Source organism: Nocardia sp. NPDC004340 (genome assembly GCF_053602575.1).
Map to the genome: position 1 here is coordinate 239,229 of NZ_JBSGDW010000009.1, position 12,548 is coordinate 251,776.

General features: G+C 69.5%; 15 protein-coding genes. 4 read left to right on the forward strand and 11 right to left on the reverse strand.

The window, feature by feature from the left end; translation table 11 throughout:
• Positions 1 to 5 precede the first annotated feature (5 nt).
• Positions 6 to 2,045 carry a DHA2 family efflux MFS transporter permease subunit gene (locus tag ACWEOI_RS29475; protein WP_452361684.1) on the reverse strand — a complete coding sequence of 680 codons (2,040 nt, stop codon included), beginning with the start codon at positions 2,043 to 2,045 and terminating at the stop codon, positions 6 to 8.
• Between the two features lie 172 nt (positions 2,046 to 2,217).
• On the opposite strand from ACWEOI_RS29475, the gene ACWEOI_RS29480 reads away from it, so the two are divergent.
• The 3 genes from ACWEOI_RS29480 to ACWEOI_RS29490 are packed head-to-tail and all read left to right on the forward strand — an operon-like array spanning position 2,218 to position 3,998.
• Complete coding sequence (locus ACWEOI_RS29480) at positions 2,218 to 3,093, forward strand: oxidoreductase (RefSeq protein ID WP_452361685.1); 876 nt, start codon at positions 2,218 to 2,220, stop codon at positions 3,091 to 3,093.
• Between the two features lie 42 nt (positions 3,094 to 3,135).
• Positions 3,136 to 3,594 (forward strand): transcriptional regulator, encoded by a 459-nt coding sequence (locus tag ACWEOI_RS29485; protein WP_452361686.1) that lies wholly within the window; start codon positions 3,136 to 3,138, stop codon positions 3,592 to 3,594.
• Positions 3,591 to 3,998, forward strand: coding sequence for a DUF3817 domain-containing protein (locus ACWEOI_RS29490; protein WP_433671137.1), 408 nt, complete (start codon positions 3,591 to 3,593; stop codon positions 3,996 to 3,998). The genes ACWEOI_RS29485 and ACWEOI_RS29490 overlap by 4 nt, the downstream gene beginning before the upstream one ends.
• Before the next feature lie 215 nt (positions 3,999 to 4,213).
• On the opposite strand, the gene ACWEOI_RS29495 is transcribed toward ACWEOI_RS29490, so the two are convergent.
• From ACWEOI_RS29495 to clpS, 10 genes are all read right to left on the reverse strand, one after another.
• Positions 4,214 to 4,819, reverse strand: coding sequence for a non-canonical purine NTP pyrophosphatase (locus ACWEOI_RS29495; RefSeq protein ID WP_452361687.1), 606 nt, complete (start codon positions 4,817 to 4,819; stop codon positions 4,214 to 4,216).
• Complete coding sequence (gene rph, locus ACWEOI_RS29500; protein WP_357098674.1) at positions 4,816 to 5,586, reverse strand: ribonuclease PH; 771 nt, start codon at positions 5,584 to 5,586, stop codon at positions 4,816 to 4,818. Before rph ends, ACWEOI_RS29495 begins: the two co-directional genes overlap by 4 nt.
• Positions 5,587 to 5,608: 22 nt before the next feature.
• Positions 5,609 to 6,373: a cyclic nucleotide-degrading phosphodiesterase gene (locus ACWEOI_RS29505; RefSeq protein WP_452361688.1), complete on the reverse strand. Its 765-nt coding sequence runs from the start codon at positions 6,371 to 6,373 to the stop codon at positions 5,609 to 5,611.
• A gap of 75 nt (positions 6,374 to 6,448) precedes the next feature.
• The gene (locus tag ACWEOI_RS29510; protein ID WP_452361689.1) at positions 6,449 to 7,177 is read right to left on the reverse strand and encodes a rhomboid family intramembrane serine protease; all 729 of its coding nucleotides are present in this window, start codon (positions 7,175 to 7,177) and stop codon (positions 6,449 to 6,451) included.
• Between the two features lie 39 nt (positions 7,178 to 7,216).
• On the reverse strand, positions 7,217 to 8,179 hold the full coding sequence (locus ACWEOI_RS29515; RefSeq protein ID WP_433671129.1) for a cysteine synthase: 963 nt from the start codon (positions 8,177 to 8,179) through the stop codon (positions 7,217 to 7,219).
• A 2-nt stretch (positions 8,180 to 8,181) separates the two neighbouring features.
• Positions 8,182 to 8,460, reverse strand: coding sequence for a MoaD/ThiS family protein (locus tag ACWEOI_RS29520; protein WP_433671127.1), 279 nt, complete (start codon positions 8,458 to 8,460; stop codon positions 8,182 to 8,184).
• Between the two features lie 30 nt (positions 8,461 to 8,490).
• A complete protein-coding gene (locus ACWEOI_RS29525; protein WP_357098659.1) occupies positions 8,491 to 8,910 on the reverse strand; it encodes a M67 family metallopeptidase in 420 nt (139 codons plus the stop codon).
• A gap of 119 nt (positions 8,911 to 9,029) precedes the next feature.
• Entirely contained in the window at positions 9,030 to 10,091 is a 1,062-nt protein-coding gene (locus tag ACWEOI_RS29530) for a P1 family peptidase (RefSeq protein ID WP_452361690.1), read from the reverse strand.
• A 59-nt stretch (positions 10,092 to 10,150) separates the two neighbouring features.
• The gene (aosR, locus tag ACWEOI_RS29535) at positions 10,151 to 10,720 is read right to left on the reverse strand and encodes an oxidative stress transcriptional regulator AosR (RefSeq protein WP_379272699.1); all 570 of its coding nucleotides are present in this window, start codon (positions 10,718 to 10,720) and stop codon (positions 10,151 to 10,153) included.
• Between the two features lie 22 nt (positions 10,721 to 10,742).
• Positions 10,743 to 11,099: an ATP-dependent Clp protease adapter ClpS gene (gene clpS / locus ACWEOI_RS29540; protein ID WP_379272701.1), complete on the reverse strand. Its 357-nt coding sequence runs from the start codon at positions 11,097 to 11,099 to the stop codon at positions 10,743 to 10,745.
• A gap of 137 nt (positions 11,100 to 11,236) precedes the next feature.
• On the opposite strand from clpS, the gene ACWEOI_RS29545 reads away from it, so the two are divergent.
• A complete protein-coding gene (locus ACWEOI_RS29545) occupies positions 11,237 to 12,547 on the forward strand; it encodes a nicotinate phosphoribosyltransferase (RefSeq protein ID WP_452361706.1) in 1,311 nt (436 codons plus the stop codon).
• Position 12,548: the final 1 nt, after the last annotated feature.

Sequence of the window (12,548 nt, forward strand, 5' to 3'; positions counted from 1 at the left end):
TCGGACTAGTGGCCGACCGGGAGCACGTCGGGCCGGTCGGCCTCGTCCAGCAGTTTGGTGGCGATATTGTCGATCGCCTGATCCAGCAGCACCCGATCCGCCGGATCGGCGGAATCCCAATCGGTGAGCTGACTTTCGAGCCAGCGCTTCCACGCGCCCCGCACCCGGTCGACCTCCTGCTCGCCCTTGGCGGTGAGGACGAGTTCGCCGCGGTCGCGGCGCAACAACCCCTCCCGCTCCGCCTTCACGTACACCGGATCGATCAATTCCGCGGGGATCCAATGGGTTCGGGCGATGTCCTCGAGGGTGGCGGCGCCGCGCAACCGGTTGTACATGCGCACCTGACCCAACGCCCACGCCTCGTCCCGTCCGAGCGAACTGCCCGCCGCCGCAAGGATTCCCGGATCCGGCACCGTATTCTCCCGCAGCTTGCGCAGCACTCCCGCCACACACCGCTCCAGCTGCACCAGCCGGTCGCCCGAGTCCGGCATGGAGAACTGCTCCCCCACATCGGTGGCCTCCGCGCGAGCGCTGTCCCGCAGCGTGACCTGCTGCAGGAACCACGCCACGACGAAGCCGAGCACCGCCACCGGCACCACCCAGCGGAACACGAAGTCGATGGAGTCGGCGTAGGCGTGGATGATCGGCGCGGCCTGCTGCGGCGGCAGCTCCCGCAGCAGCGCCGGACTCTGTGCGACCTGCGGCGGCACCCGCGATTCGATCAGCGCCGCTTCCAGATTCGGCCGCAGCTGGTTCGAGTACAGCGTGCCGAACACGGTGGTCCCGAACGCGCTGCCGATGGTCCGGAAGAAGGTCACCCCGGAGGTGGCGGTCCCCAGATCCGAGTACGGGACGCTGTTCTGCACGGCGATGGTCAGCACCTGCATGGCCAGACCGACGCCCAGGCCCAGGATCAGCATGTACAGCGACATCAACCAGGTGCTGGTGCCCGGCCCCATGGTCGACATGAGGTAGAGACCCACCGCCATCACCGCGCACCCGATGATCGGAAACGCCTTGTAGTGCCCCGTCTTCCCGACGATATTGCCGGACAGGATGGAGGTGAAGAACAACCCGACCACCAGCGGCAGGGTGCGCAGCCCGGACGCGGTGGCCGACACGCCTTCCACGTACTGCAGATACGCGGGCAGGTAGGTCATGGCCCCCAGCAGCGCGAAGCCGACGATGAAGCTCAGGATCGAGCAGACGGTGAACACATTGCTGCGGAACAGGTGCATGGGCAGCATGGGTTCGCGGGCCCGGAACTCCGCGGCCACGAAGGTGGCCAGCAGCGCCGCGGCCGCCGCGAACAGGCCGATGATGGTGGGCGAGGTCCACGCGTATTCCTGTCCGCCCCATTCCAATCCGAGGATCAGGCAGGTGACGCCGACCGCGACCAGCGCGATGCCCAGGTAGTCCACGATCGGTTTCACCACGGCCCGGGTCATGGGGATGGTGCGGGCCGCGGCCGCGATCATGACGACGGCGAGCGGGACGTTCACGTAGAAGCACCACCGCCAGCTCAGGTGGTCGGTGAACAGTCCGCCCAGGGTGGGTCCGAGGACGGTGGTGATGCCGAAGACCGCGCCCAGCGCGCCCTGGTACTTGCCGCGTTCGCGCAGCGGGATGACGTCGGCGATGAGCGCCATGGAGGTGACCATGAGCCCGCCCGCGCCCAGGCCCTGGATGGCGCGGGCCGCGATGAGCAGCGTCATGCCGTGCGCGAGCCCGGCGATCATCGAGCCGACGATGAACACGGCCCCGCTGATCTGGAAGACGAGTTTGCGGCCGAACAGGTCACCGAACTTGCCGGACAGGGCGGTGGCGATGGCCTCGGCCACCAGGTAGGAGGTGACCACCCAGGCCATGTGCCCGGCCCCGCCCAGGTCCGCCACGATGGTGGGCAGCGCGGTCGAGACGATGGTGGAGTCCAGTGCGGCCATGAGCATGCCGAGCGCGACCGTTCCGAAGACGACGTTCCTTCGGCCGCGACTCAGCGGCTGCGGTGGGACGGGCTTGGCGGCGGTGACGCTGGCACCGGTCATCGGCCCAGTATGTGGCGCTCACCAGCGAAGATGCGGCAACGACACGGCAAACCGGGCATTGCGGGAGACATTCGGCGAGTTCGGCCTACCGTTGGAACTTACTCTGGAGTAAGGTCGGGACATCCGAGTGCGGAGCCGCACTGCGAACCCCGAACCTGCGAGGTCAACAGCCATGGCATGGAAGCCCAGCGATATCCCCGACCAGACCGGGCGCACGGTCGTCATCACCGGAGCCAATGGCGGCCTCGGCGAGCAGACCACCAAGGTACTCGCGGGCAAGGGCGCGACCGTGATCATGGCCTGCCGCAACGCCGCCAAGGCCCAGCAGGTCGCCGACCGCATCGACGGCGACGTGCGGGTGGCGAGCCTGGACCTGGCCAGCCTGGACTCGGTCCGGCAGTTCGCCGAGAGCACCGGCGAATTCGACGTCCTGATCAATAACGCGGGCCTGATGAACATTCCGTTCTCGCGGACCCAGGACGGCTTCGAGACCCAGTGGGGCGTGAACCATCTCGGCCACTTCGCGCTGACCGGGCTGCTGCTCGACAAGATCGGCGACCGGGTGGTCACGCTGGCCTCGATCGCCCACAAGCAGACCCCCAAGCTGTGGATCGACGACCTCAACTACGAGCACCGCCGCTACCAGCGCAACCTCGCCTACGCGCAGGCCAAGCTGTCCAACCTGATGTTCGCGCGGGAACTGCAGAACCGGCTCGCCGCGGCGGGCTCGGCCAAGCGCTCCTACGCCGTGCACCCGGGCGTCTCGGCCACCGACCTGTTCGCCCGGACCGAAACCCCGATGGACAAGATCTCCAAGCCGTTCATCCGGATCATCGGCCAGTCGCCCTTCCACGCGGCGTACTCCTCGATGTTCGCGGCCACCGAGACCGACGCCGACCCGAACACCTACTGGGGTCCGACCCGCTTCTTCGGCAGCCAGGGCCCGGTCGAGGCCTCGCCGTCCAGCAAGATCTCCCGGGATCCGGAACTGCTGCGCCGGCTCTGGGAGGAATCCGAGCGTTTGACCGGGGTCACATTCAAGTTCTGATCGGCAACCTGCCTACTACGGGACCCGTAGTAGGCAGGTACCGTGGAGTGCGTGTCCGCTCCCCAACGCCGCCCGGCCCTGATCGTGTTCGTGGTCGTGGCGTTCACGGCGTGCCTGGGTCTGGGCTACTGGCAGTGGACCCGGTTCGAATCGGGCGGCGGCACCTATCAGAATCTCGGCTACGCGCTGCAGTGGCCGCTCTTCGCCGGATTCGTGATCTGGGCCTATGTCCGCTTCGTGCGGCTCGAGAAGGAAGCCGGGGAGGACGAAGCCCCGCCCGCCGAGCCCGGCACCGAGGCCACCGCCCGCCCCCGTCGCCCGAAACCGGCCGCACCGCGTGAGATTCCCGCGGGCCTGCTGCCGGAGCGCCCCAAGGCCGCCCGGGACGAGGATCCAGAGCTCGCCGAATACAACAGGTATCTGGCCGACCTGCACGCCCGCGACATGGACGACCAGGTCCGTGACGCCGGACTGCAGCACACCGAGAGGAGCGCCGGTTGAACGCCAGCGACAATTCCGCGCCGTCCCCCGTCGCCACCGAGACCACCGCGCCGGCCCGCCCGCTCGGTTCGGCCGCGCCCGAGAAGATCCGCGGCGCGCTGACCCGTTACCGCGTGCTCGCCTACATCACCGGCGTCTGGCTGCTGGTGCTGTGCGGCGAGATGGTCTACAAGTACCTGCTCCTCGACGACAGCGGCACCGCCCCGCACTGGCTGTTCTACATCGGCCAGGTGCACGGGCTGTTCTACATGCTGTACCTGGTCTTCACCATCGACCTGGGCATCAAGGCGCGGTGGCAGCCCATGACCACGTTCCTGACCTGCCTGGCGGGCACGATCCCGTTCCTGTCCTTCGTGTTCGAGCACAACCGCACCCGAGAGGTGAAGGCAGCCTTCGACCTCTGATCTCCCCCGCCTCCCCGCGCCTTCAGCGGGCGGCTCGGGAGCCGTCAACTGCCATGCACCCGTGCCGGCGGTCAAGTACCGAAACCATTCTGGACGTACCCGACGAGTTACCCCAATCGGCGCGAGATCAGCTGCCACGCTCCGATCGAGCGACACCAGAACAGCGAGAAGGGGTTCGGAGACATGTCTCCGAACCCCTTCTCGTCTGCGGATTCTCAGCCTTCGGCGAGGGCGGCCAGTGCCGGGAGCAGCTGGCGCAGGGCGCGGCCGCGGTGCGAGGCGGCGTCCTTCTCGGCCGGGGTGAGCTGGGCCGAGGAGAGCTCGCCGCCGTCCGGGAAGAAGAGCGGGTCGTAGCCGAAACCGCCGTCGCCCACCGGCTTCCGGCCGATGACGCCCGGCCATTCGCCGCGCACGACTTCCTCGACACCGGCGCCGACCAGGGCGCAGGCCGAGACGAAGCGGGCCCCGCGACGCTCGTCGGGGACGTCGCCGAGCTGGGCCAGCAGCAGGGTGTTGTTGGCCTCGTCCTTGCCGTGGGCGCCCGACCAGCGGGCCGAGAGCACCCCGGGCATGCCGTTGAGGGCATCCACCTCGAGACCGGAATCGTCGGCGACACAGGGCATTCCGGTGGCGGCGAAACCGTCGCGGGCCTTGAGCAGGGCATTGCCCTCGAAGGTCGGTTCGGTTTCGGGGGCCTCGTCGTAGGGCTCGACGTCGTTCAGGCCGACGAGCTCGATGCCCGCGATGCCGGCCTCGTCCAGGATGCGGCGCAGCTCGGTGAGCTTCTTGGCATTGCGGCTGGCGACCAGGACGCGGGTCATCGCTTCTTGGACTCCTCGGGCTCGGGCAGCACGCCCGGGTACGGCAGCGCGAGGGCTTCCTTCTGCACCACGAACAGCTGCTCACAGCCCGCCAGCGCGGAATCGAGCAGCTTGTCCAGGGTGGAGCGCGGGAAGGTGGCGCCCTCGCCGGTGCCCTGGATCTCGACCAGGGTGCCGGTGTCGGTGGCGACCACGTTCATGTCGACCTCGGCGCGCGAGTCCTCCTCGTAGGGCAGGTCCAGGCGCACCCGGCCGTCCACCACACCGACGCTCACCGCGGCGATGGCGCAGGAGATCGGTTGCGGGTCGGCCAGTTTCCCGGCCGCGCCCAGGTAGGTGATGGCGTCCGAGAGCGCCACGTACGCGCCGGTGATGGCGGCGGTGCGGGTGCCGCCGTCGGCCTGCAGCACGTCGCAGTCCAGGGCGATGGTGTTCTCGCCGATCGCGGCCAGGTCGATGCAGGCGCGCAGCGAACGGCCGATCAGCCGGGAGATCTCCTGGGTGCGGCCACCGACCTTGCCCTTCACCGACTCTCGGCCCGAGCGGGTGTGGGTGGCGGCAGGCAGCATGGCGTATTCGGCGGTCAGCCAGCCCAATCCGGAATCACGCCGCCACGGCGGGACGCCGTCGTTCACGCTGGCGGTGCACATCACCCGCGTCTGCCCGAACTCCACCAGCACCGACCCGGCCGGGTGCGAAGTGAAACCCCGAGTGATCTTTACGTCGCGGAGTTGGTCATCCGCCCTGCCATCGGCTCGTTTCGACACGACGCTCAGCGTAACGGGACGATCAGATGTCGAAGACCTCGCCCGGGGACACGGCGTGTACGGGACCGCTGAACACGGCCTTCGCCTCGGCGATGACGTCCTCGCGGGAGGTCCACGGCGGGATGTGGGTGAGCAGCAGCTCGCCGACGCCCGCGCGGGCCGCGATCAGGCCCGCCTCGTGGCCGGAGAGGTGGATGCCCGGCGGGCGGTTGGCCGGGTCGTGGGTCCACGACGCCTCCGACAGCAGAACGTCTGCGCCGCTGGCCAACTCGAAGACCTCGTCGCACAGGGCGGTGTCGCCGGTGTAGACCAGGATGCGGCCGGCCGCGGTGGTGATGCGCAGGCCGTAGGACTCCGGCGGGTGGAACATGCGCCGCGCCTCGACGGTGTGGCCGGTGCCGAACGGGACCGGGACGTCCGCCTGCCAGGGCCGCATGTCGATGACGTCGGACCAGTCGTCGGTCTCGCCGCCGATCTCCGCGGAGGCGTTGCCGATCCGCAGCGAGGTGTCGGCCGGGCCGTAGACGACGGCCTTACCGGTCGGCGGGTTCGGGTGGTAGCGACGCCACACCAGCAGGCCCGGCAAATCCAGGCAGTGATCGGCGTGCAGGTGGGTGAGGAAGATGTCGACCTCGCCCGGATCCAGGTGACGCTGCAACGCGCCGAGCACGCCGGGTCCGAAATCGATGACGGTCGGTGTCATATCCGGGCCGGTCAGCAGGTAACCCGACGCCGGGGAATCCGGGCCGGACACGCTGCCCGAGCACCCGAGGACGGTGAGGCGCATTCCCCCATGCTGCCACGCTGCATTCTCACTCAACGGAGGGATCCCCCAAATCGCCGACCGCGACCAGCGTCACCCCTACGACGCGAGACGGCCGGCGTCAGCCCCGCGACGATGACGACGTTCATGAGCAGAGAGTACCCATCCGGCAACCACTCCACCCACCGCCCCGAAAAGATGTCCTTGCCAAGAGATTTCCGGGTTGCTCGGCAGTACGCCCCACAGGATCGACCCGTAGACGGCCAGCACCCCCAATCCGACCGCGATCTGCACCACATTCCGCGAGAACCAGCCCCAGCAGATCAGATATGTGAGCCAGCCGAACACCAGTCCCGAGGCTCCCACCGACACGGTGTGCGGCATGGCCGTCAGCCACACCCCGGCACCGGCGATCACCCAGATGATGGCGGTCGCCGCCAGCCCGCGCCCGATCCCGGTCAGCAGCGTGAGCAGGCCGAGCACCAGCACCGGCAGCGTGTTCGCCAGCAGGTGCCCCCAATTGGCATGCAGGACAGGCGCGAACAGGATGCCGGTCAGACCCTCGCCGGACCGCGGCCGCACCCCGTTCTGTTCGAGACGGCCGCCGGACACGCTGTCGACGGCTTCCACGCCGTACAGCAGCGCGGTGAAGCCCAGCGTCAGCGCAATGGCGCGCTGCCACAGCGATTTCAGGGCCCCCGGGCCGGACGAACCGGTGTCGCCGGTCGGGACGGGTGCGCGCCCCGCCCCCGGGTCGGCCAATTCCCTGCGCAGCCGCGCGATCCGCTCCGGATCGAACGACGCGCCCATGCCGCTGCCACCGCTCATGGCAAGACCTCCTAGCCCTGCCCCGAGCGTACCGCCGGATCAGGCCCAGAGCTGGCCGTCGAGCCTCTCCTCCGCCTCCTCCAGCGTGCCGTCGTAGGCGCCGGTGGACAGGTACTTCCAGCCGCCGTCGGCGACCACGAACGCGATATCGGCACGCCGCCCGGCCTTCTCGGCCTTCTTGGCGACCCCGAGCGCGGCGTGCAGGATCGCACCCGTCGAGATGCCCGCGAAAATCCCCTCTTCCAGCACCAATTCACGGGTGCGGCGGACCGCGTCGTAGGGGCCGACCGAGAAGCGGGAGGTCAGCACCGACTCGTCGTAGAGCTCCGGGACGAAGCCCTCGTCGAGATTGCGCAGGCCGTAGACCAGCTCGCCGTAGCGGGGCTCGGCCGCGACGATGTCGATGCCCGGCACCTTCTCGCGCAGGAAGCGACCGGTGCCCATGAGCGTGCCGGTGGTGCCGAGACCGGCCACGAAATGCGTGATCTCGGGCAGGTCGGCCAGGATCTCGGGGCCGGTGGTCTCGTAGTGCGCGAGCGCGTTGGCCGGATTGCCGTACTGGTAGAGCATCACCCAGTCCGGATTCTCGGCCGCGATCTGCTTGGCCAGCGCCACGGCCTGATTGGAGCCGCCCGCGGCCGGGGAGTCGATGATCTCCGCGCCGAACATGGTGAGCAGTTGCCGCCGCTCCACCGAGGTGTTCTCCGGCATCACGCACACCAGCCGGTACCCCTTGAGCTTGGCCGCCATGGCCAGCGAGATGCCGGTATTGCCGCTGGTCGGCTCCAGGATCGTGCAGCCGGGCGTGAGCCGCCCGTCGGCCTCGGCCGCCTCGATCATGCGCAACGCCGGACGGTCCTTGATGGAACCGGTCGGATTGCGGTCCTCGAGCTTGGCCCACAGGCGCACGTGCTCGTCACCGTCCCAGCGCGGGGACAGGTTCTTGAGACCCACCAGCGGAGTGTTGCCGAGGGTCGCGATCAGCGACTCGTAGCGGGCCACGGTCAGCGCGCCCCGCCGGCGACCGCGGGCAGGATGGTCACCGAGCCGCCCTCGGGCACCTCGGCGTCCAGGCCGCCGGTGAAACGGACGTCCTCGTCGTCGACGTAGACATTGACGTAGCGCTTGAGCTTGCCGTCCTCGAGCAGCTTCGCCGCCAGGCCCGGGTAGTTGGCCTCCAGGTCGGCGATGACGGCGGCCAGGGTCGCGCCCTGCGCCTGAACTCGCTTCTCGCCCTTGGTGATCGGGCGCATGATGGTCGGGATGGACACGGTGACCGACATTGGGGGGACTCCTCTGTTTCCGGGTGGACGCTAGGCGGGGTAGGCGGCGACGATCTCGACCGGTTCCTCGGTGACGACACCGTCGAGGATTCGGTAGCTGCGCAGCTCGTGCTCGTGCGGATCCCGGGTGGAGACCAGCACGTAGTGGGCATGGGGTTCGGAGGCGAAGGACACATCGGTGCGGCTCGGGTAGGCCTCGGTCGCGGTGTGCGAGTGGTAGATCACCACCGGCTCCTCGTCGGCCGCGTCCAGCTCCCGCCACAGGCGCAGGTGCTCGTCGGAATCGAACTCGTAGAAGGTGGGCGAGCGGGCGGCATTGATCATCGGCACGAACCGCTCGGGGCGATCGGAGCCCTCGGGACCGGCCAGGATGCCGCAGGCCTCGTCGGGGTGGTCGGCGCGCGCATGCGCGACCATCGCCTCCACCAGGTCCGCCCTGATCACCAGCACCGTCGCATCCTTCCGTTCACGCCCGAAGCACCCGGCCGAACGGCCGAAACGCTCCCGTCAACAGGTGAGAATATGCCGGTATTCCCGGGGCGGCCGGTCACCCTCGCGCCCGGGTCGTCTCAATCGCCGAACAGGTCGCGGTAGGTCGGGATGCCCGCCACCGCCGTCGCGGACAGGATCGCGTCCACGATCGCCCGCTCCACGCACACCGCGGCCGCCGTGCACAGCTGGTCCACGATCAGCAGATCCGCGGGAAAGGCCGGGGGCAGTGGGAAATTCGGCTGCTGCTCGGCGGTCCCGGTGGCCAGCGCGAACAGGGTGTCGCCGTCCAGCGGGGAATGCGCGGGCCGGATGGCCCGGGCCAGGCCGTCGTGCGCGGTGGTGGCCAGCCGGCGGCAGGCCGCCGGATCCAGCGCCGCGTCGGTGGCGACCACGCCGATCGTGGTGTTGAGCACGGTGCCCTTCACCGCCAGCGCGTTGGCGGCGGTCAGCTGCGCGGCGGTGGGCGCGTGCAAGCCGAAGAACTCGGGACCGTCGGTGCCCGCACCCCACGGGAGCCCGGTGCGCGGATCGAACACCGAGCCGACCGGATTGGCCACGATCACCGCGCCCACCGTGATGCCCGCGGCCGGGCCTTCCGCGAAACGTACACTGGCCGTGCCGATTCCGCCCTTGATCGACCCCGCCCGCGCGCCCACGCCCGCACCGGCCGTACCGCGCGCGAACTCTTCCCCCGCGGCGTCGGCGGCGAGGAATCCGGCGTCGGCGTCGGGCCGGATGTTCCACGCGCCCACCGGCAGATCGAAGATGACCGCCCCGGGCACGATGGGCACCACACGCGAGGGATCGGTGGGATCCATCGGAATGCCCTCCCGATGCTCCTCCAGCCAGCGCATGACCCCGTCGGCCGCGGCCAGGCCGTAGGCGCTGCCCCCGGTGAGCAGGATCGCATTCGCCTGCCGCACAGTGTTTCCCGGATCCAGCAGGTCGGTCTCGCGGGTGCCGGGGCCGCCGCCGCGCACGTCCACCGCGGCGACCGCGCCGCCCGGCACACGCACCACCGTGCAGCCGGTGGCCGCGCCCTCGCCGAGAGTGGCGTTCGGATCCAGGAGGCTGTGGTGCCCGACCAGCACCCCGCCGACGTCGGTGATCGAATTACGTGGTCCCGCAATACTGTTCACGGCACTCCTCCTCGGTGACCGGGTCCGGCTCGGTGCCCACGCTAGCGTCGGCGGGCGCGCTACGGGGCCAGCGCCTGGATCAGCGAGTCCTGCATCCAGGTGAGCCAGTGGTAGACCTCGAGGCTCGGGCCGCGGGGGTCGTCATCCGGGAAATGCTCGGGCGTGTCGGCGTCGATGTCGAGGGCCGTGCCCAGGGCCAGGCGGACGTCGTTGAGGGCGGTGAGCCAGGCGTCGGCCTGCTCGGGGTTGATGACGATACGGCCGCCCTGCGGGGGCAGCGTGTCCAGGACGACCCGGCCCGCGGCCACCTTGGATTCGATGATCTCCGGCTCGTGCAGGCTGCGCAGGGCGCTGTTCAGGTCGGCGCGCTCGGCGTCGGGGGAACCGGGTTCGGGGCGGTGGAAGTCCGGCAGCAGCCGCGCCAGCCGCGGGTCGGCGGGCGGGGTCGAGTTGCCCAGCTGTAGCCCGGTCAGCGCCGCGAGATCGTCCTCGGGGGCCGATTCGGCCCGGTCGACGAGCAGTCCGGTGACCGCGCCGACCAGGGAACGCAGGACGTCCGCCTCGTGGGCGTCCATTTCCGAACGCAGCTTCAGCCCGCCCAGGGAGTTCTTTCTGCTCCACTTCCGCACGGGTTCACCGTAGTCGCCTTGTTCACTCGTCACGTTGCATGGTCGCCCACAGCCCGGCGGCGTGCAGCCGTTGGACGTCGTGCTCCATCTTGTCGCGCGAACCGGCGGACACCACGGCCTTGCCATCGTTGTGGACCTTCAGCATCAGCTCGGTTGCCTTACCTTTGCTGTAGCCGAAGAGCTTCTGGAAAATGTAGGTCACGTAGTGCATGAGATTGACCGGATCGTCCCATACGACGGTGACCCAGGGCCGATCCTCTGCTTCCAGAATCTCGGAATGTTCAATGGCCTCCGGTGTCGCCTGTGCCGACGACAGTGTCGCGCCGACGCCCACCGAACCGGCGGTCATCTCGACAACGTCTTCTTCACACAGACCCATAACAACCAGGGTACGACTCGACCGCAACGAAACAACAGCCCAGCCGACACGCCGCCCCGGCGGGGGCGTGGCATCGACGCCCGGCGCGGCGCGGAGTCCGGGAGGCGCGCCGGGGTGTGCCTACAGTGGGGATCGTGATGATCGCTGACGGACTGACCAGTACTGCCTTGCTGACCGACCAGTACGAGCTCACCATGCTGGCGGCGGCGCTGGCCGACGATTCGGCGCAGCGGCAGTGCACCTTCGAAGTGTTCGCTCGGCGATTGCCGAACGGTCGTCGTTACGGCGTGGTCGCGGGGATCGGGCGTTTGCTGGCCGCCCTGGACGAATTCCGTTTCGGGGAGCCCGAACTCGCGGTCGCCGCCAAGTTCCTCGACGATCGCACCCTGGAGTGGTTGCGCGACTACCGCTTCCGCGGCCGGATCGACGGTTATCGCGAGGGCGAGCTGTTCTTCCCCGGCTCCCCCATCGTCACCGTGCGCGGCACCTTCGCCGAATGCGTACTGCTGGAAACCCTGATCCTGTCCATCTACAACCACGACAGCGCCATCGCCGCCGCGGCCGCCCGCATGGTCAGCGCCGCCGGGGGCCGCCGCATGATCGAAATGGGTTCGCGCCGAACCCACGAACTCGCCGCCCCCGCCAGCGCCCGCGCCGCCTACCTGGCCGGCTTCGACGCCACCTCCAACCTGGAGGCGGCCCGCAGCTTCGGGGTGCCCAGCGCCGGGACCAGCGCGCACGCCTTCACCCTGTTGCACAGCGGCCGCGACGGCGCGCACGAGGCGGCGGCCTTCCGCAGCCAGGTCGAGGCCCTGGGCGTGGGCACCACGCTGCTGGTGGACACCTTCGACATCACCCGCGGCGTGGCCACCGCCATCGAGGTGGCGGGACCCGAATTGGGCGGGGTGCGTATCGATTCCGGCGATCTGGGCGTGCTCGCCCGGCAGGTGCGCGAACAGCTGGACGCCCTGGGCGCCATCCGCACCCGCATCGTGGTGTCCGGTGACCTGGACGAGTACGCCATCGCCGCGCTGCGCGCCGAACCGGTCGACGTCTACGGCGTCGGCACCTCGCTGGTCACCGGCTCGGGCGCGCCCACCGCGGGCATGGTCTACAAGCTGGTCGAGGTGGAGGGCGTCCCGGTCGCGAAACGCAGCTCCCACAAGGAGTCTCGCGGCGGCACCAAGCGCGCCGTGCGCCTGTCCCGCGACACCGGCACCGTGGTCGAGGAGATCGTCTACCCTGCCGTCTCGGACCGCCCCGAGTCCGACCGCTTCGAGGTCCGCGACCTCCAGGTCCCCCTGGTCCGCGACGGCGAGGTGCTCCCCGGCCTGCCGACCCTGGCCCAGAGCCGCGAACTGGTCGCGAAGGGCCTGATCAGTCTTCCGTGGGAGGGCCTGAAGCTGTCGGCGGGCGAACCGGCGATCCCGACGACCTTCCAGGGCTGAC